17 protein-coding genes and 1 pseudogene are annotated in these 17,886 nt (G+C 63.9%); 11 read left to right on the forward strand and 7 right to left on the reverse strand.

Going from position 1 to position 17,886, the window contains the following annotated elements:
* Positions 1-48 precede the first annotated feature (48 nt).
* Complete coding sequence (locus FEZ63_RS19460; RefSeq protein WP_150947594.1) at positions 49-834, reverse strand: MOSC domain-containing protein; 786 nt, start codon at positions 832-834, stop codon at positions 49-51.
* A gap of 50 nt (positions 835-884) precedes the next feature.
* Positions 885-1,142, reverse strand: a complete 258-nt coding sequence (locus FEZ63_RS19465) for a hypothetical protein (protein WP_150947596.1) — start codon at positions 1,140-1,142, stop codon at positions 885-887.
* A gap of 195 nt (positions 1,143-1,337) precedes the next feature.
* On the opposite strand from FEZ63_RS19465, the gene clpB reads away from it, so the two are divergent.
* The 4 genes from clpB (at position 1,338) to FEZ63_RS25235 (ending at position 6,136) form a co-directional block, all read left to right on the forward strand.
* Positions 1,338-3,965, forward strand: a complete 2,628-nt coding sequence (gene clpB, locus FEZ63_RS19470) for an ATP-dependent chaperone ClpB (RefSeq protein ID WP_150947598.1) — start codon at positions 1,338-1,340, stop codon at positions 3,963-3,965.
* A gap of 117 nt (positions 3,966-4,082) precedes the next feature.
* Positions 4,083-4,571 carry a hypothetical protein gene (locus FEZ63_RS19475; RefSeq protein ID WP_150947600.1) on the forward strand — a complete coding sequence of 163 codons (489 nt, stop codon included), beginning with the start codon at positions 4,083-4,085 and terminating at the stop codon, positions 4,569-4,571.
* A 177-nt stretch (positions 4,572-4,748) separates the two neighbouring features.
* Complete coding sequence (locus tag FEZ63_RS19480; RefSeq protein ID WP_150947602.1) at positions 4,749-5,837, forward strand: TRAP transporter substrate-binding protein; 1,089 nt, start codon at positions 4,749-4,751, stop codon at positions 5,835-5,837.
* A 134-nt stretch (positions 5,838-5,971) separates the two neighbouring features.
* Positions 5,972-6,136 carry a hypothetical protein gene (locus FEZ63_RS25235; protein ID WP_201274213.1) on the forward strand — a complete coding sequence of 55 codons (165 nt, stop codon included), beginning with the start codon at positions 5,972-5,974 and terminating at the stop codon, positions 6,134-6,136.
* Positions 6,137-6,182: 46 nt separating this feature from the next.
* Here FEZ63_RS25235 and FEZ63_RS19485 read toward each other — a convergent pair whose 3' ends face one another.
* Positions 6,183-7,046, reverse strand: coding sequence for a DMT family transporter (locus FEZ63_RS19485; RefSeq protein WP_150947603.1), 864 nt, complete (start codon positions 7,044-7,046; stop codon positions 6,183-6,185).
* Between the two features lie 189 nt (positions 7,047-7,235).
* Here FEZ63_RS19485 and FEZ63_RS19490 point away from each other — a divergent pair, with 189 nt between their 5' ends.
* On the forward strand, positions 7,236-8,144 hold the full coding sequence (locus FEZ63_RS19490) for a YihY/virulence factor BrkB family protein (RefSeq protein WP_150947605.1): 909 nt from the start codon (positions 7,236-7,238) through the stop codon (positions 8,142-8,144).
* 51 nt (positions 8,145-8,195) lie between these two features.
* Here the strand turns inward: FEZ63_RS19490 and FEZ63_RS19495 are convergent, their stop codons facing one another.
* The 3 genes and pseudogenes from FEZ63_RS19495 to FEZ63_RS19505 all read right to left on the reverse strand — a co-directional run.
* Positions 8,196-10,142 carry a bifunctional 2',3'-cyclic-nucleotide 2'-phosphodiesterase/3'-nucleotidase gene (locus FEZ63_RS19495; RefSeq protein ID WP_150947606.1) on the reverse strand — a complete coding sequence of 649 codons (1,947 nt, stop codon included), beginning with the start codon at positions 10,140-10,142 and terminating at the stop codon, positions 8,196-8,198.
* A 79-nt stretch (positions 10,143-10,221) separates the two neighbouring features.
* Positions 10,222-11,376 carry a trans-sulfuration enzyme family protein gene (locus FEZ63_RS19500; protein ID WP_150947607.1) on the reverse strand — a complete coding sequence of 385 codons (1,155 nt, stop codon included), beginning with the start codon at positions 11,374-11,376 and terminating at the stop codon, positions 10,222-10,224.
* Positions 11,377-11,539: 163 nt separating this feature from the next.
* Positions 11,540-12,004 (reverse strand): annotated as a pseudogene (locus FEZ63_RS19505) (phosphoribosyltransferase); the annotation flags it as partial.
* A gap of 376 nt (positions 12,005-12,380) precedes the next feature.
* Between FEZ63_RS19505 and FEZ63_RS19510 the strand changes: the two are divergent.
* The 5 genes from FEZ63_RS19510 to FEZ63_RS19530 all read left to right on the forward strand — a co-directional run bounded on the left by FEZ63_RS19510 (position 12,381) and on the right by FEZ63_RS19530 (position 16,209).
* Complete coding sequence (locus tag FEZ63_RS19510) at positions 12,381-13,004, forward strand: cell division ATP-binding protein FtsE (protein ID WP_338042240.1); 624 nt, start codon at positions 12,381-12,383, stop codon at positions 13,002-13,004.
* 5 nt (positions 13,005-13,009) lie between these two features.
* Positions 13,010-13,981, forward strand: a complete 972-nt coding sequence (locus FEZ63_RS19515) for a cell division protein FtsX (protein ID WP_150947609.1) — start codon at positions 13,010-13,012, stop codon at positions 13,979-13,981.
* Positions 13,982-14,042: 61 nt separating this feature from the next.
* Positions 14,043-14,801 (forward strand): YdcF family protein, encoded by a 759-nt coding sequence (locus FEZ63_RS19520; RefSeq protein ID WP_150947610.1) that lies wholly within the window; start codon positions 14,043-14,045, stop codon positions 14,799-14,801.
* Between the two features lie 144 nt (positions 14,802-14,945).
* Positions 14,946-15,710: a lysophospholipid acyltransferase family protein gene (locus tag FEZ63_RS19525; protein ID WP_150947613.1), complete on the forward strand. Its 765-nt coding sequence runs from the start codon at positions 14,946-14,948 to the stop codon at positions 15,708-15,710.
* A 136-nt stretch (positions 15,711-15,846) separates the two neighbouring features.
* The gene (locus FEZ63_RS19530; RefSeq protein ID WP_338042239.1) at positions 15,847-16,209 is read left to right on the forward strand and encodes a hypothetical protein; all 363 of its coding nucleotides are present in this window, start codon (positions 15,847-15,849) and stop codon (positions 16,207-16,209) included.
* On the opposite strand, the gene FEZ63_RS19535 is transcribed toward FEZ63_RS19530, so the two are convergent.
* Positions 16,206-16,745 carry a gamma-glutamylcyclotransferase gene (locus FEZ63_RS19535; RefSeq protein ID WP_150947617.1) on the reverse strand — a complete coding sequence of 180 codons (540 nt, stop codon included), beginning with the start codon at positions 16,743-16,745 and terminating at the stop codon, positions 16,206-16,208. The genes FEZ63_RS19530 and FEZ63_RS19535 overlap by 4 nt on opposite strands.
* 89 nt (positions 16,746-16,834) lie before the next feature.
* Here FEZ63_RS19535 and FEZ63_RS19540 point away from each other — a divergent pair, with 89 nt between their 5' ends.
* Complete coding sequence (locus FEZ63_RS19540; RefSeq protein WP_150947618.1) at positions 16,835-17,881, forward strand: DUF2125 domain-containing protein; 1,047 nt, start codon at positions 16,835-16,837, stop codon at positions 17,879-17,881.
* Positions 17,882-17,886: the final 5 nt, after the last annotated feature.

Consider the following 17,886-nt stretch of genomic DNA (forward strand, 5'->3'; position numbering starts at 1 on the left):
GAGCCGAGCTCTCCCTTTTTTTATTTTCGGCTGATCCGTTTCGAACTATCAGCCGAGCGGCAAAGCCGCCTGTTCGAGCGCCAGGCTCTCGCCTTCCGCGAGCGTTCCGCCCTCCAGGACCTCGGCATAGATCCCGCAATCCAAATGGCCGTAAGCCTCCAACAGAGCATTTGGAATCGCGAGATCGCGAAGTCCGGTCGACGGGTCGACGTTGGTTGCCGCGCAGCGCTGGATTCGCTTCGTCACCTTGAGGCGGATCCCGGAGGCCGTGGTCAGGACCTGACCCACAAGGTCGAGCTCGGCCCATGCGGGCAGGCCTTCCACGTGCAGGTTGCCGCGGAAGCGCAGGGGATCAATCGTCGCTCCGATCACCTTCTCAAGAGCCGCCACGCTGCCAAGGTTGATTAGGGAGACAAAACCGCGCCGGAAATCGGTGAACCGGAACCCCTCCGGGGCCGCGAGCACCTTGGGCGGCCCGCGCAGCTCCGCCGGCATGAACCGGCGGAAAAAGGCCTCGATCGCCAGTCGGCCCTCCCTGCTTGCCACATTGCCCCGCGCAACTTCCCGATCACCCTCGCGGATGACCAGGGTGGAGGTGTCATCGAGGTACCGCGTGGTGAGACGGGCGAGGCTCTCATTGCGCATCAGCATGAGAAACTTGATCTTCGGCTGGTGCTCGGGATTCTCGGCATCGAAGCCGGACGGCCCGTTCTCGACAGCGAACAACCGGTCTCCCGGGAAATAATCGCCTCTGGTGAGGGTGGCGCGATCGAGCCTCTCCGGCGAGAGGCCTTTGACGGGATAACGGTGGAGGGCGGCGATGCGGATGCTCATCTATCCTCGTTAGATCCGCGCCGGACGAGAGACAAGCCTCACATCGCGCCTTATTTCTTCGGTTTCCCAGCACGCGAAAGGGCGTCGGCGTCCTCGGCGGGACGGTTTGTCTTCGGCCGCACGCCGCCTGCTTCGACACCCTGGTCGGCGGACTGGCTGCGGCCGGCTTTCCCGGTATCGCCGAAGGTGCGCGGGGTCACCGACGGGTGCTGCTCAAGCGGGCTCTCCGGCACCGCCATGCCAAGCTCCGCATTGCGGGCAAGGTCAGCGCGGGCCTTTTCGGCTTCGGAACGGGGATCTCGGGCCATGCGCGAACTCCTGTAACAGCGCCGGATCGGTCCCGGCGCATACCGTCAATGCCTGGGAAAACACGCCGTTCCGCCCCTTGTTGCGTCACATATGCCACACCACCTTCCCTGTAGCGGATGCTTCTCAAGGAGGTCCGGCATCACAAGGGTCCGTTGTGCCTCGATGAGGGCAACCGGCACCGAAAGGGGTGAATCATGAATTTCGAAAAATATACCGAGCGCGCCCGAGGCTTCGTGCAGGCGGCGCAAAATCTCGCCATGCGGGAAGGCCATCCGCAGCTTGCGCCGGGGCATCTTTTGAAGGTGCTGCTCGACGACCCGGAAGGGCTTTGCGCCGGTCTCATCGACCGTGCCGGCGGCCGTTCAGCGACGGCACGCGCGGCGGTCGAGCAATGGCTCGCCAAGCAGCCGAAGGTTTCCGGGGCCGCGTCCCAGCCGCAGGCAACACGCGAATTGATGCGCTTTTTCGATACGGTCGAGAAAATGGCCGAGAAGGCGGGCGATTCCTACGTCACCGTCGAGCGCATGCTGCTGGCCCTCGCCACTGACAAGGATTCGGAAGCGGGCAAGATCCTGGCCGATTCCGGCGTGACGCCGCAGGCGCTGAACGCGGCCATCAACGAGATCCGGAAGGGTCGAACGGCCGACACCGCGACGTCCGAAAACGCCTATGACGCGCTGAAAAAATACGCGCGCGATCTCACCGAGGCCGCCCGCGAGGGCAAACTCGATCCGGTGATCGGTCGCGACGAGGAGATCCGCCGCACCATTCAGGTCCTGTCCCGCCGCACCAAGAACAACCCCGTGCTGATCGGCGAACCCGGCGTCGGCAAGACCGCCATCATCGAGGGGCTCGCCCTGCGCATCGTCAACGAGGACGTGCCGGAAAGCCTCAAGGACAAACAATTGCTGGCCCTCGACATGGGCTCGCTGATCGCCGGTGCCAAATACCGCGGCGAGTTCGAGGAGCGCCTGAAAAGCGTGCTGGAGGAAGTGACGGCCGCCGCCGGCGGCATCATCCTCTTCATCGATGAGATGCATACGCTCGTCGGCGCCGGCAAGACCGAAGGGGCGATGGATGCCTCCAACCTGCTGAAGCCAGCGCTCGCGCGCGGCGAGTTACATTGCGTCGGCGCGACGACCCTCGACGAGTATCGCAAGCATGTGGAAAAGGACGCCGCATTGGCACGCCGCTTCCAGCCGGTCTTCGTGGACGAGCCCACGGTGGAAGACACCGTGTCGATCCTGCGCGGCCTGAAGGAAAAATACGAGCAGCATCACGGCGTGCGCATCACCGACAGCGCGATCGTTGCGGCCGCCACCCTGTCGAACCGCTACATCACCGACCGCTTCCTGCCCGACAAGGCCATCGATCTTGTCGATGAGGCGGCGGCGCGGTTGCGCATGCAGGTCGATTCGAAACCCGAAGAACTCGACACCATCGACCGCGAGATCGTTCGCCTGAAAATCGAGGCGGAGGCGCTCAAGAAGGAAACCGATCCGGCATCCCGGGAGCGGCTCCTGCGGCTCGAGAAGGAACTGGTGGATCTCGAGGAGCAATCATCCGCCATCACCATGCGCTGGCGCTCCGAGAAGGAGAAGCTCGGACGGGCGGCGGACCTGAAGAAGAAGCTCGACGAAGCCCGCAACGAATTGGCCTCCGCACAGCGTCAGGGTCTGTACCAGCGCGCGGGCGAACTCGCCTACGGCGTGATTCCCGAGTTCGAAAAGGAGCTGTCCCAGACCGAGGCTGCGGAGAACGGGTCGGGCGGCATCATGGAAGAGGCCGTGACGGCGGACCACGTGGCGCAAATCGTGTCGCGCTGGACCGGCGTGCCGGTCGAGAGGATGCTGGAGGGCGAACGCGAGAAACTGCTCCAGATGGAGAAGGAGTTGGGGAAACGCGTCGTCGGTCAGCGCGAGGCCGTGCACGCGGTGGCGACCGCCGTCAGGCGCGCGCGCGCAGGCTTGCAGGATCCGAACCGCCCGATGGGATCATTCATGTTCCTGGGCCCGACAGGCGTCGGCAAGACCGAGTTGACCAAGGCGCTGGCTGGTTTCCTGTTCGACGACGAGGGCGCGATGGTTCGCCTCGACATGTCGGAATACATGGAGAAGCATTCGGTCTCCCGCCTCATCGGCGCCCCTCCCGGCTATGTGGGCTACGAGGAAGGCGGAGCCTTGACCGAGGCGGTGCGGCGCAGGCCTTATCAGGTGGTGCTGTTCGACGAAATCGAGAAGGCGCATCCGGACGTGTTCAACGTCCTGCTGCAAGTGCTCGACGACGGACGTCTCACGGATGGGCAGGGCCGCACGGTCGATTTCCGCAACACGATCATCATCATGACGTCGAATCTCGGTTCGGAATACCTCGTGTCTCAAAAGGAGAACGAAGATACCGACGCGGTAAGGGCGGAAGTGATGAGCGTGGTGCGGTCGCATTTCCGGCCCGAATTCCTCAACCGCGTGGACGAGATCATCCTGTTCCATCGTCTGAAGCGGTCGGAGATGGGCGCGATCGTCGATATCCAGCTCGGACGGCTCCAGAAGCTTCTGGACGAGCGCAAGCTTGTCCTCGATCTCGAGCCAGAAGCGCGCGACTGGCTCGCCGAGAGAGGCTACGATCCGGCTTACGGCGCGCGTCCGTTGAAGCGCGTGATCCAGAAGTACCTGCAGGATCCGATGGCCGAGGCCATTCTCTCGGGCGCGATCAAGGACGGCGAGACGGTCAACGTCCGGATGGGGCCTTCGGGCCTCATGATTGGCGACATGCCCACAGATGCCGACGCGGAACTTCCGCCCGAAGGCGTGCGGTTGAACTAGCATGATGGATATGGCAGGGCGCGCATCCCGGCCATATCCCCTTTGGCCGCAAAGAGTGGGGAACCGTCGTTCCCGAGCATACGTTCCCCTCTCTTGAACCCGAGAAAGGAAACGAACATGGCGCATGACAAACGAGGTCAGATCCGCGAACCGCAGATTGACGACGACATCGACGATCTGACGAATGTGGCCGCGGGCGAAGACTTCGTGACGGAACCCACGTCGCGCAACACTGTAGGCGATGCCAAACGTGCGGCCGCGAAGGCCACCGGCCTGATGGGGGCTTCCAGGAAACTCGATCCCGAACTGGACATGAGCCATGCCGGCAATGGTCGCGTGAAAAGCGGTTCGACCGCCGGCATCCACAGTTTCGCCGAAGTGCCATCCCGTGGAAGCGCAGACGACGTCAGCCTGACCCTGAGCAACGCGGAGGTGGCCGGAATTCTGCCGACGACCATTCTCAAGAGCCCGGCATCCCGTCCTGAATTCACCGACGCCGACCCCAAGCCGCTGATGATGAAAGGCGGCGCGGAGAGCCGCCGTCGCGTTCCCGCACCGGGAACCATGGTTGACGTCTCCAAGGGGAAGCTGATCCGCAAGATCTAACCGCCTGATCGAGCGCTTCTTCTGCAAAAACGGCCGGGTCTGCCCCGGCCGTTTTTACGAGTGCCAGCGAGATGACGGCATAGCTGTCCTGACGGAAGGTGAGATGACATCCCGGTCATCTTCGGTTCTATTCGGCGCCGAGCCGAAACGGCCTGATATTGAGATGAGGAAACAGCCATGGATAGAAGAACGGTTCTCAAGGGCGCGGGGCTGGCTGCCGCCGCAGGTGTGGCTTCGCCCGCCCTGGCGCAATCCTCGCCCGAGATCCGCTGGCGCATGCCATCGAGCTACCCCAAGAGCCTCGACACGCTCTTCGGCGCCGGCGTTCAGATCGCCAAGCGCGTCGCCGAGGCGACCGACAACAAATTCCAGATCCAGGTCTTCGCCGCCGGTGAGATCGTCCAGGGCCTGCAGGTTCTCGATGCGGTGCAGAGCGGCACGGTCGAGTGCGGCTACACCTTGTCGAGCTATTACATCGGCAAGGACCCGACCTTCATGTTCGAGACCTCGGTTCCGTGGGGCCTGAACGTGCGACAGCACAATGCATGGATGCATTTCGGCGGCGGCCTTCCGCTGATCCGGGAGTTCCTCAAGGACTACAACGTCATGACCTTTCCGGCCGGCCAGACCGGCGCGCAGATGGGCGGCTGGTTCCGGAAAGAGATCAACACCGTCAACGACCTGAAGGGCCTCAAATTCCGCATCGCCGGCATGGGCGGGCAGATCATGCAGCGGCTCGGCGTGGTGCCGCAGGTGCTTGCCGGCGGCGACATCTATCCGGCGCTTGAACGCGGCACGCTCGACGCGGTGGAATTCTCAGGCCCTTATGACGACGAGAAGCTCGGCTTCGTGAAGGTTGCGAAATATTACTACTATCCCGGCTTCTGGGAAGGGTCGGCGCAGCCCTCGCTTTATGTGAACCTTGAAAAGTGGAACGCGTTGCCGGCGAACTACAAGGCGATCCTCGAAGCCGCCTGCGCGGAGGCGAACGCAACCTGCATCATGAAATACGATGCCGAGAACGCCGAAGCGGTGCGACGCCTCGTCAGCCAGGGCGCGCAATTGCGGGCGTTTCCGAAGGACGTTCTCGATGCGAGCCACAAGGAGGCGTTCAAGCTCTACGGCGAGATCGCGGCATCGAATGAGAAATTCAAGAAGATGTACGAATCGTGGAATGCCTTCCGCGAGAAGGAATACACGTGGTTCCGGATCGCCGAACTACCATTCGATTATTACAACTACACCCAGCAAGGCCAGCCTCGGTAAGGGGCTCAAGGCGTTCGAACAGCCAAAGCGGCGCGCTCCCAAGGCGCGCCGTTTTCATATCCGAGGGATCGGGATCGCCTGTGAGGCGTTGACGGGTTGCAACGGACCTTAGTGGGCCGCAACGGAGATGCCTTATGCAAGATAACAAGAAGCGTGTTGAAAAACAGAACATCAAGCAGGAGAAAAAGGACAAGACCCTCCCCGAGAACTCGAAGGAGAGTCTTGATCGCAAGCTCGATGAGGCCAACGAGGAGAGCTTCCCCGCAAGCGACCCGGTATCGGTCAAGATCACCAAATAGAGCGGGCCTCAAAGGCTCCAGGCGGGTTCTGGAGCTTTTGCTTGTCTCAGCTGCGACTGGCGATCGCAACGCCGAGCGCCGCGCAAGCCATTCCGACAATCTGGACCCATGACAATGTCTCGCCGAACAACAGATAGGCCATGACGGCCGCAACCGGCGGAACCAGATAAAGCAGGGTCGCAACGCCCGTCACCGCGCCGTGGCGGATAAGATAGAGCAACAGCCCGATCGCACCGATCGACAGCCCGAACACCGCCCAGGCGAGCCCACCGAGCAAGGCCCATGACAGGTCCATGTGGCCGCTCTCGGTGAGCAGGACGACCGGGGCCGTGACGGCGGCGGCCCCCAGATACTGGATGACCGCATTGACCCGCATGTCGAGCGCGCCGGCCGTGCGCTTCTGCCAGATGGTGCCAAGGGTGATGGAGAGCATGGCCAGCACCGCGACGCCGAGCGCCACCGGCGGGGCGCCGACACCCAATTTCGGCAGGATGACCAGCACGGCGCCGAGAAATCCAAGTCCGATGCCGAACCATCGCCGTGGCGAGACTCGCTCGCCGAGCAGCGGCATCGCCAGCAGACCGGTCACCAGCGGCTGCAGGCCCGCAACGAGCGCCGTGATGCCGGCCGGCAGCCCGTGCTTGACCGCCCAGAACACACCGCCGAGATAGAAGCCGTGCAGCAGGATTCCGGCAATTAGACTGTTGCGCCAGGTTCGCGCGTCCCGTGGCCACCGCACCCGCGCGAGCATCACGATCACGACCAGGACGGCGATTGCCAGCACATAGCGCACCAGCAGGAATGTCAGAGGCTCGGCGTGCGGCGCCACGATCCGCGCGACGATGAACCCCGTCGCCCAGATGAGCACGAAGAGAGGCGGAGCGACACGGGCGAGCAGATTGGACGTCATGGGATGCCGATGAGAGCGTGATCGGGAAAAGCCCCGGAGCTTGCGTTTCCTAACAGGCTTTTGGCGCCCGCGCGCCTGTCGCGGCAAGCTCCGGCCCGCATTTCATCGAAGTCCCTGTGGGTTGACAGCGGGGGCCCTTCGCTCACTTGTCTGGAACCATGCTCGCCATGTCCAGAGCCGGAGACCTGCTTGTTCAATCGCCTGCGCCTTACGCTGGAAATCTTCTCGATCGCCATCAACCGCTTTCTGGTGCACGACGCCTGGGCGATCGCCAGCCATATCGCGCTCTCGGTCCTGACCTCGCTGTTTCCGTTCCTCATTCTGATGACGGCCCTGGCGGGCCTGTTCGGCGCCGGCTCGCTCGCCGATGAAGCGACCGACCTCATTTTGGAGGCATGGCCGCGGGAAGTTGCCGAGCCCATCGCCGGCGAAATCCACACCATCTTGACCGGGCGGCGGAGTGACGTGCTGACGCTGGGTCTCGTGCTTGCGCTGTATTTCTCCTCCAGCGCCGTGGAGGCTCTGCGCCTGGGGCTGAACCGCGCCTACGGGGTCCGGGAGACCCGCGCATGGTGGGTGACGCGGCTTGAATCCATCGCCTTTGTCATCGGCGGTGCATTTGTCATGCTCGTGCTCGCCGTTCTGGTGGTGCTCGGACCGTTCGTGTGGCGCGCCGTGCTGCATTGGGTTCCGGCGCTTCAATTCCTCGACGGTCTGATCGACTTCCTGCGCATCGGCATTGCCACGATCGTCATCGTGTTCGGCCTGTTGATCGCCTACAAATACGTGCCCTCCGGCCGTCGCAGCTGGGGGTCGATCCTTCCGGGCGTCCTCATGACGTTGTTCCTGTGGCTGCTTGGGGGCTTGGGATTCGGGTGGTATCTCGAGTTCTATCCCGGCGCCTACGCCTCCACCTATGGGGGCCTCGCGACCGCCATGGTGGCGCTGGTGTTCCTCTATACGCTCGGGGCGATCTTTCTGTTCGGAGGCGAACTGAACGGCACCATCATGCTGGCAAAACGCAGGCGTCCTCTGCTCGGGCCGGCGCCGGAGCAGATCGAGACGCCGATGGTGTTGCCGCCCCGTAGAGGCGAATAGAAAACGGCCGGGGAGATGCCCGGCCGTCGCTGCCTTTCCGCTGTGCCGATCTCAAGCCACGATGCGGTATTTCACGAAACCTTCGGGCGCATCGCCCATCTTCTCGACCTTGATGCCCGACGGCTGATAGCCGGCGGCGTTCGGGCCGGTGAGGAATGTTGCGGTGACGTTTGCGGGCGGCGTCACGAGCGCCCACGAACCATCGGCCTTCGGCGACACTTCCTTGCGCTCGATAATGAAACGCATGATGGCGTCGCGGGTGAGATCGGGCGCATCGAGAATGATCGTGGTGCCGTCGGCGCCGGGAAAGTTGCCGCCGCCGCCAGCGCGGTAATTGTTGGTCGCGACGACAAACACCTGATCGTCCGCAACCGCCTTGCCGTTATAGGTCAGGTCTTTGATGCGGTGCGCGTCCGGGGCAACCAGCTTGCCGTCATTGTCGTAACGCGAGGCTTGGGTCGGGTCGATCTTGTACTGCACGCCCGCGATGACGTCGAAATTATAGGCCGGGAACTTGGCGTTGATGATGTCCTGTTCGCCGCCCTTGGCCACATCGATCTGGTTGTAGATTCCAGCCGACCGTTCGAGCCATTCGCGAACCTGCGCGCCGGTCACTTTCACGGCGCGAATGGTGTTCGGATAAATGTAGATATCGGCCATGTCCTTGATGGCGAGCGGGCCCTTCTTGATCTCCGTGAAGTAATTCGGTCCACCCCGTCCGCCGGCCTTGAAGGGCGCGGCGGCGGAGAGCAGCGGCAGATCCTTATGCGGCGTGGTCTTGAGAAGATCGGCCACGTACCAGGCCTGCGCCTCGGCCACCAGTTTGACGGACGCGTCGTCGGCAACCAGCGAATAATAGGAATGGATCGGCACCGCGGTGGTGCCGACCGGCTCGCGCACATATTTCAACGTGGCGTCATGATCGGCCTGTACGGCGGCGATCACCGCGGCCTCGGATGCGACCTTCGGCACGACCTTGCGGTCGACGCGATCGTAGATGGGACGCGCTTCGGTCTTGAAGCCCGCAACCTTCCAGCGGCTGCCGTCCTTCGTCAGGTCGAGATCGACCTGCCCCAGATGGCTGCCCCAGAATCCCGCCATGACGGCGGGCTTGCCATGCAGCGTGCCGGCTTTCGCATCGACGCCCGGAATGTTGCTGAATTCCTTGCCGCCAGGGAACGTGAGGTGCTGGTGGCCGGTGAGGATCACGTCGATCCCGTCCACCTTCGCGAGATGCAAAGCAGCGTTCTCCTCGCCGCCCTTGCGGTCCCCGCCCGCGATGCCCGAATGGCAGAGCGCCACGACGATGTCGGCGCCGGCCTTCTTCATGTCCGGAACATGCTTCTCGGCCGCATCGACGATATCGATCGTGGTGGCCTTGCCGTCGAGATGCCCCTTGTCCCACTGGACGATCTGGGGCGGCAGGAAGCCGATCACGCCGACCTTCAGCTTGTGCGTCGCGCCCGCCTCATCGACGACGTCGCGGTCGAGAACGAGCCAGGGCTTTTGCAGGGTCGTGCCATCGGCCTTGATGACGTTGGCGCAAACCAGCGGGAATTTCGCCGCTCCGAGGGAGTTCTGCAGAAAGTCGAGGCCGTAATTGAATTCGTGGTTGCCGAGGGTGCCGCAATCGTAATCGAGCGTGTTCATGGCCGCGACCATGGGGTGGACATCACCCTTTTTCATGCCGCGGCGATAGGCGACGAAATCGCCCAGGGGCGAGCCCTGAATGAGGTCGCCGTTATCGAACAGCAGGCTGTTCTTCGCCTCGGAACGCGCTGCCTTGACGATGGCGGCGGTGCGCGCAAGACCGACCGTGTCGTCGGCGGCATCGCGATAATAGTCGTAAGGCAGGATGTTCACGTGGAGATCGGTGGTCTCCAGGATGCGCAGCTTGACGACCGGATCGGCAGCCCATCCGACCTGCGGCACGGCCGTGAGGGCTGCAGCCGCCACACCTGTTTGGAGGATCCGGCGGCGGGTGAATTTGGTCGTCATGCTGGTGGTCCCTCTTATGAAACAGCGTTCGCATAACAGAGAACATCGCGAGTTTTATGACAAGCGCAATTGTCGCCGCTTAAGCGGAGCGCAGAGCCGCGTCGAGATCCCCGAAAAGGTCCTCGACATCCTCGATCCCCGTCGACAGCCGAAGCAGATCCGGCGGGCATGGCGTGCCCGGACCCTCGATCGAGGCCCGGTGCTCGATCAGGCTTTCGACGCCGCCAAGCGAGGTGGCGCGTTTCCACAACCGCACCCGCGCCGCCGTGCGAATGGCGGCAGCCTCCCCGTCAGACACCTGCACCGACAGCATGTAGCCGAAGCCGTTCTCCATCTGCCGCGCCGCCACATCGTGGCCGGGATGCTGGGGCAGGCCGGGATAGAGCACGCGGGCAATCTTGGGGTGAGCGGATAGACGCTCGGCGAGATCCATGGCGCTCCTGGCTTGAGCGCCGGCCCGCAGATGCAGCGTGCGCAGACCGCGCATCAGCAGATAGGCCTCGAACGGCCCGAGGATCGCGCCCTGCCCTTTGCGGATGGTGACGACCTGACCCCAGAACTCGTCCGCCTTGGCGCCGGCGAGCACGCCCGCCACCACGTCCGAATGGCCATTCAGCACCTTCGTCGCGGCGTGCATGACAATGTCGGCACCAAGCGACAAGGGCCGCGTATGGAAGGGCGAAGCGGTGGTCGAATCGACCGCCAGACGAGCGCCCGCCGCATGGGCGATCTCGGCCGCGCCCGCGATGTCGGTGATCGTCCAGAGCGGGTTCGAGGGCGTCTCGACCCAGACGAGTTTGGTCCGGCCTGGAAGGATCGCCCGGCGCAACGCGTCGAGGTCGTCCGTTTCGACGAAATCGACGCTCAACCCCCAGCGCGTCGCCTCGCTCATGAGCCAGTGGCGCAGAGCCCAGTACATGACCTTCGAGGCCACCACATGATCGCCGGGGTTCAGCGCCTGGAACACCGCCGTGGCGGCCGCCATTCCGGATGAGAACAGCAGCGCTCCCGCGTCCGCGTCCTCCAGCATCGCCAGCACGCCCTCCGCCTCGCGCGTCGTGGCATTGTCGGGGCGGCCGTAGATGAAACCCGACGAATAGGCGTTGTCCTCGTCGCGGATATAGGTCGTGGAGACATGGATCGGCATCACCACGCCTTTCGTGACCGGATCCACGTGACCCATGGCCTGCGCCGTGAGACTGCGCTTCGACCATTGTAGGGGCGATGAGGGCATGGGAATCTCCGGGTGCGAAACGATCTATATCGGCCGTGGAAGGCGGCGCCTCGACCGATGATCAGGGTTGGTCGAACAGGTCCGGCGCGCTGTCGAGATGATCGACAACGCCCACATACGGCAGCTGGCGATAGGAATGCGACACGTCCATGCCGTAACCCACGACGAAGACATCGGGGCAGGTGAAGCCGACGAATTCCGCCTCGATGGACACCGCGCGTTTGCCGGGCTTTTCGAGAAGAACCGTGGTCAAGACCCGCCTGGCGCCGCGCGCCATCAGCAGGTCCTTGGCGAAGGTGATGGTGCGGCCGGATTCGAGAATATCGTCGACGAGCAGCACGTCGCGGTCGCGCACGTCGCTTTCCACGTCCCGCAGGATCGCAACCTGCCCGGACGATACCGTGCCGTCGAGATAGCTCGAAAGATGAACGAATTCGACCTGCGGCTCGAGCCCCGCCCGGTGCAGCGCGCGGATCAGGTCAGCCGCATACATGAAGCTTCCCTTCAGGATCGCGACGACGAGCAGGTTTTCGGGCTTCGCGCGTGCAATATCCTGGGCCAGATCCTCGATGCGGTTGGCGATCGTCTTTTCGTCGAAGAGTACACGGATACGGGGAGAGGCAGCCATCGTCGGTCCGTCCAGAGAATGAGGGCCCACCTGAAGCGCGGCCCGCGAAAACAGGTCTCATTCACGACCATGGCCCGCGAGTGAAGTCAAACGGACATCTGGCCCTGCGGCTTTAAAGTCGCGCAAGAGCACGCAAGAGCAGTTCATCCGGCGGCGGAGATCCGCTAGCATCGCGGCCGCCGCCGGCCTGAATGATGACCGGATTGTTAAGGCGGATACGCCATAAACGGGCGAATCGCACACGGGCGACGCATCTGGCGGCGCCTTATTTCAACCCGTAGAGGATGGCTCGCGGCGCGTGAGAGCGGACTACGACATTGACGATTATGGTGGCGCACCGGTCGTGCAGCTCGAGAATGTGGGCGTGCGCTACGGCATGGGGCCCGAGGTCCTGCGCGATCTGACATTCGCCATCGAGGCAAATTCCTTCCAGTTTCTCACCGGCCCCTCCGGCGCCGGCAAAACGACGCTGCTGCGGTTGATCTTGATGTCGGTTCGACCGACCCGGGGCCTCATCTCGATCTTCGGCGAAGACGTCTCGGACATCTCCAAGGACAACCTGACCGGCCTGCGCCGCCGGATGGGCGTCGTGTTCCAGGATTTCCGCCTGCTCGACCACCTCACCACCTATGAGAACGTGGCGCTGCCGTTGCGGGTGCAGGGCAAGGAGGAGGCGACCTATCGGGCGGAGGTGGTGGAATTGCTGCGCTGGGTTGGCCTCGGCGACCGGATGCACGTGCTGCCGCCGGTCCTGTCGGGCGGCGAGAAGCAGCGCGCCGCCATTGCGCGGGCGTTGATCGTGCGGCCCGACCTGCTGCTCGCCGACGAGCCGACCGGCAACGTCGACCCTTCGCTTGCCCGACGCCTGCTGCGCCTCTTCATCGAACTCAACCGGCTCGGAACCTCGGTGGTCATCGCCACCCACGACTTCAGCCTCATGGACCAGCTCGACGTCCGCCGCCTCGTGCTTGGCGACGGTCGGCTGCACATCGACGAATGAGCCGTATGGTCAAAAGGCGCATTGCGCCGCGCCACAAACCCGCACCGGCGGCTGCGAAGCGACCCTTGCCGACCTCGCTTCGCCGCAACGCGCCGCTCGTTCCGGTCGACTCGGCCGGCGGCCAGGCTCTCGCGGCGGTCATCGCCATTCTGACCTTTCTGGCGGCGCTCTGTGCCGGCGGGGCCGAGCTCGTGGCCACCAGTTCGGCCCAATGGCGGTCGGATATCGCCCGCGAGGTGACGATCCAGGTTCGGCCCAATGCGCAACGCTCGATCGAAGCCGACGTGGACCGTGCCGTCGCACTTGCCCGGCAGACGAAGGGGGTCGAGAGCGCGCAACCCTTTACCAAGCAGCAATCCGAGCGCCTGCTCGAGCCATGGCTCGGCACCGGCCTCGACTTCAACGACCTGCCCGTCCCGCGCCTCATCGTCATCAAGCTCGCGGAGGAAGCCCGGCCGGATTTTGCGCCGCTGCGGCAATCCCTCAAGGATCAGGTCCCTGGCGCGACCCTCGACGATCATGCGCTTTGGGTATCGCGTCTCTCCACCATGGCCAACACCATCATCGGAGTCGGCGTCGTCCTCGTTACCCTGGTGCTCGTGGCGGCAGGCCTCGCCGTGACCTTCGCCACCCGCGGCGCCATGGCGGGTAACCGCGAGGTGGTCGACGTGCTGCATTTTGTGGGTGCCAACGACGACTTCATCGCCAAGGAGTTCCAGCGCCGGTTCTTCAATCTCGGCCTGCGCGGCAGCGTGGCGGGGGCCGGGGCGGCGCTTCTTCTCACGACGATTTTGGGACTGGTGGCGAAATCCTGGCGGGCCAGCCCGACAGGGGACCAGATCGAGGCCCTGTTCGGTGCCTTCAGCATCTCGTGGCGCGGCTACGGGGTGGTCGTTCTGATCGCGCTCGTCGTCGCGCTGGTGACCGGAATCGTGTCGCGGCTCACCGTGAGACGATTTCTTAACGGTAATGGCTGAGGATGGATGCAGATAGGGGGTTGCCTCTCCAGTGCCTCATTTTGCAGTATCTTCCGCAGTGATGACCTCGCAAACGCAGAATCTGGCGATTTTCGGCGCCACAGACAGCAGAGAGGCCGTGGGTTGGGGCTGGACGATGCCCGGATCGCCTGTTCTTCCGATGAGGCGGTCAATGATCCGGCACATGCTGGTCTGTGGTTTCTATGGCTTTCTGACCTCCCTGGTCATCGGTTTTCTGGGTTTCCTGGTGTTCGTCTACAGCCTCGATCGCTTCGAGCAGAAACCGGAAACCCGCGCGGACGGCATCGTGGCGATGACCGGCGGAGCACAACGGATCGGGGATGCCATCGACCTGCTGGCGCAGGGCTATGCCAAGCGCCTCCTGATTTCGGGCGTCAACGAAAAGACCAGCCGCGACGAGATCTCACGGCTCAATCCGGGCCAGCGGCGGCTGTTCGAATGCTGCGTGGATCTGGATTACCGGGCCCGCAATACCATCGGCAACGCCATCGAGACCCGTCGCTGGGCCGAGCGCAACCACTTCTCTGCCCTCATCGTGGTGACGTCGAACTATCACATGCCGCGCACGCTGGTGGAATTGAACCACGCCCTGCCGAACATGCAGAAGATCCCCTATCCGGTCGCCGCGACCATCGACCCGCACGAGTGGTGGCACAATCCGGCGACCGCGCGCGTGCTGTTCTCCGAATACCTCAAATTCCTCGCGGTTTGGCTGCGCACGCAGTTCGAGGAAGACCCGGAAGATTCGCCCGTGGCCCAGATCATGGGAAGCCCGATCCAGCACGCGGTGGCGGAATAGCAAGCCGAAAACCGCTGTCCGCTTTTCCTGGGAATGCTTCAAGAGCCGCATTCCCGGACGGAAAACCGGTGTCCACTTTTCCTGAGAATGCTTTAGAGTAAACCCGGCGCGGGGCATGAGGCCCCGCTTTTTTTATCAAGAACCATGCTCATTCTCCGCTCCCTGCTGTTCAACATCGCGTTCTATCTGAACCTCGCCTTCTGGATGATCGTCCTGCTGCCGGCCCTTCCGCTGCCGCGGCGCGTTTTCATGCGCGGAGCGAAGTTCTGGGCGTGGTCGTCCATGTGGCTCATGCGGGTCATTGCCGGCACCAAGGTGGAGTTCCGCGGCCTCGAGCGCATTCCGCCCGGCGGGCTTCTGGTGGCATCAAAGCACCAATCCGTCTGGGAGACTTTCGCGCTCCTGACCTTGTTTCAGGACCCGGCCTTCATCCTCAAGCGAGAGCTGATGTGGCTGCCGTTTTTCGGCTGGTACACGTGGAAGGGCGGCTCGGTTCCGGTGAACCGCAAGGGCGGGGCGCAGGCCCTCCTGCAGATGATGGCGCGAGCCAAGGGCGAGATCCAGAAGGGACGTCAGATCCTCATTTTCCCCGAAGGGACGCGCCGGCCCGCGGGCGCACCGCCGGCCTACAAATTTGGGATTGGCCATCTTTATCAGCACCTTGGTGCGCCCTGCCTTCCCATCGCGCTCAATTCCGGCCTCTTCTGGTCGCGCCGGAAATTCCTGCGCCGACCCGGCACGATCATCGTCGAAATTCTCGAGGTGATCCCGCCCGGCATGCCACGCAACGCCTTCTTCAAGGAAATGCAGGATCGGATCGAGACCGCCTCCGACCGGCTCTTGGCAGAGGGCCATAGCGAACTCGCGCGGATCGCCGGCAGCACCGCGCCCGATTCCTCCGCCGCCTGATCCGGCAAAGCCTCTGCGCCGGCTCTTGACGCCCGGTTCGTCGATTCCTACCTTGGAACAAATGACGAACAAACGAATCATGTCTTGGTCCATGGCGATGCGGGATCTCCGCAACGAGCGAACGCGGAGGGCTGGCGTGCGTGAGGAACGGTTGCGGGCCACGGCGGGCCTTCGTTCATCGCCGGCCTTGAGTTCGTGGCGCGGGCGATCCGGACGGCGCTATATCGTCGGCGTGCATTCCCTTAGCGCCGCGGAACTGATGGAGGTCACTGACGCGGTGATCCTCGCGGTCAGGCGGGATGCCGGCGGGGCATCAAGCGTCGTCGACATGACCACGGTGGGGCCGCGAACCGGCGACGAGGCGCGGACGGGCTGGCTTGCAAAGGTTCAACATCTCGGCGCCACGGAAATGCATGTGCACCGGCTCGCCTATGACGATCGGGAACGCCGCGCCGTCATTACCGATCTGAACCAGGACGACAACAGGGCGGCCTGTTAGGGCTCAGGAGCAGCCAGGACCTCGGTGATCCGCCGCAACAGCGGATCCACCACGCCCATGCCGAGAAGATGCTCATAAGTCGAGCGGACATAATCCGGGTTCTGGCCCGAAATGCCCACACCCCTGCGCACCAGGCGCAACACCTCGTCGAAATCGAGCCGGCCCGCATACTGCGCGTGTTTCCGATCCGCGATGTAGGATAGCGCGCGCACGGTACGGCCATCAGGAAGCCGGACGGAAAGACGCCGCTCCAGATAAACGGACGTCGCCTGCTCTCTTTCGCGCAGATAATGAATGGTCGCCTCGGCCTCGACAGCCGCGATGCGGAACGCGACGCCGTGACAACGCCCACCGCGATCGAGGCCGAGCACGAGGCCGGGCTTTTCGGGCGTGCCACGGTGCACATGCGACAGGATGCAGAGCGCGCGGTGATAACCATGGAGTTGCGCGTGGCTGCGCTCGACATAAGGAAAGCCCGGCCGCCACATGAGCGAGCCGTAGCCAAAGACCCACAAATCGCCGTCTCCCTGCTCCATGTCCTGCGACTTGCCCCTCGGTCGTGCCCTGTCCTTGCCTGGATCGGGCGCTAGCAGTTACCAAGAGACGACACAACAGGAGAGTCTGGATGGATGAGGTCGCGACGACCTACAAGCGCCGCAACAGCCGTTTCTGGCTCTACACGCCTTTCATCCTGCTTGTGCTGGTGGCCATCGCCTGGAGCGTTGCGTGGTGGATGGTCCGCGGCCGGGCGATCGACTCCCTCGATGCCTGGCTTGCCACCGAGACGCGGGCAGGCCGGCAATGGGCATGCGCTGATCGCCAGATCGGCGGCTATCCCTTCCGCATCGTGGTGGCCTGCGGCTCGCTCACCCTCAAGCAGGGTCCGGTCACCGCGTCCCTGGGGCGTGTCACCTCCATGTCGCAGGTCTACCAGCCCGCCTTCGTCATCACCGAAATCGCGGGCCCGCTTCGGGTCTCCGACGGTCGCGCCACCCTTGAAGGCTCCTGGGACCTGCTGCAGAGCAGCATCCACGCGTCGTCGCGCGGACTGCACCGGTTCTCCCTCGTCGCGGATGCGCCGCGTTTCATCATGACCGGACTGGGCCAGGATGCCGTCGTCAGCAACAGCCGCCACCTGGAAATCCATGTGCGCCCCGATCCGGCGCGGGTCGCCGACAAGGCCTATGACGTGGCGCTTTCGGTCACGGAGGCGCAGATCCCGGTTCTCGACCGTCTCGTCGGCGGTGCGGAACCTGCCGACATCTCGCTCGACGCGACCGTGACGCAGGCCGAGGGTTTCCGCGCCCGCCCGGTCGATCAGGAGCTCGAACGCTGGCGCATAGCCGGCGGGACGCTTGAAGTGATCATGCTGTCGGTTGCCAAGGGCGCGCGCCGCGCCGAAGCGAAGGGCGACATCCGCCTCGACGACCTGCGCAGGCCGACCGGTCAACTCACGGTCTCGGCGGCCGGGCTTGATGGACTTCTCGGCAATGTGGTGGGGGGCCGCCTTGGCGGAGCCCTGCTGGGCGCCCTGTTCGGCCAAGCGCCCCGCGGCGATGCGCCGGCGGCTCAACCAAGTCTCGTCGCGCTGCCGCCGCTGCGATTGGACAACGGCAAGCTCGCCATGGGACCTTTCGTGGTTCCCGGGGTCAGGTTCGCGCCGCTCTATTGAGCCGA

The sequence above is a fragment of the Microvirga brassicacearum genome (assembly GCF_008757455.1).
GTDB lineage: Bacteria > Pseudomonadota > Alphaproteobacteria > Rhizobiales > Beijerinckiaceae > Microvirga > Microvirga brassicacearum.

Bases quoted from the DNA above. Each gene is read 5' to 3' on its own strand.
- FEZ63_RS19460 (WP_150947594.1), bottom strand. From the start codon at position 834: ATGAGCATCCGCATCGCCGCCCTCCACCGTTATCCCGTCAAAGGCCTC.
- clpB (WP_150947598.1), top strand. From the start codon at position 1,338: ATGAATTTCGAAAAATATACCGAGCGCGCCCGAGGCTTCGTGCAGGCG.
- FEZ63_RS19540 (WP_150947618.1), top strand. From the start codon at position 16,835: ATGGATGAGGTCGCGACGACCTACAAGCGCCGCAACAGCCGTTTCTGG.
- FEZ63_RS25235 (WP_201274213.1), top strand. From the start codon at position 5,972: ATGCAAGATAACAAGAAGCGTGTTGAAAAACAGAACATCAAGCAGGAG.
- FEZ63_RS19510 (WP_338042240.1), top strand. From the start codon at position 12,381: ATGGGGCCCGAGGTCCTGCGCGATCTGACATTCGCCATCGAGGCAAAT.
- FEZ63_RS19495 (WP_150947606.1), bottom strand. From the start codon at position 10,142: ATGACGACCAAATTCACCCGCCGCCGGATCCTCCAAACAGGTGTGGCG.
- FEZ63_RS19515 (WP_150947609.1), top strand. From the start codon at position 13,010: ATGGTCAAAAGGCGCATTGCGCCGCGCCACAAACCCGCACCGGCGGCT.
- FEZ63_RS19480 (WP_150947602.1), top strand. From the start codon at position 4,749: ATGGATAGAAGAACGGTTCTCAAGGGCGCGGGGCTGGCTGCCGCCGCA.
- FEZ63_RS19500 (WP_150947607.1), bottom strand. From the start codon at position 11,376: ATGCCCTCATCGCCCCTACAATGGTCGAAGCGCAGTCTCACGGCGCAG.
- FEZ63_RS19475 (WP_150947600.1), top strand. From the start codon at position 4,083: ATGGCGCATGACAAACGAGGTCAGATCCGCGAACCGCAGATTGACGAC.
- FEZ63_RS19525 (WP_150947613.1), top strand. From the start codon at position 14,946: ATGCTCATTCTCCGCTCCCTGCTGTTCAACATCGCGTTCTATCTGAAC.
- FEZ63_RS19465 (WP_150947596.1), bottom strand. From the start codon at position 1,142: ATGGCCCGAGATCCCCGTTCCGAAGCCGAAAAGGCCCGCGCTGACCTT.
- FEZ63_RS19520 (WP_150947610.1), top strand. From the start codon at position 14,043: ATGACCTCGCAAACGCAGAATCTGGCGATTTTCGGCGCCACAGACAGC.
- FEZ63_RS19535 (WP_150947617.1), bottom strand. From the start codon at position 16,745: ATGGAGCAGGGAGACGGCGATTTGTGGGTCTTTGGCTACGGCTCGCTC.
- FEZ63_RS19485 (WP_150947603.1), bottom strand. From the start codon at position 7,046: ATGACGTCCAATCTGCTCGCCCGTGTCGCTCCGCCTCTCTTCGTGCTC.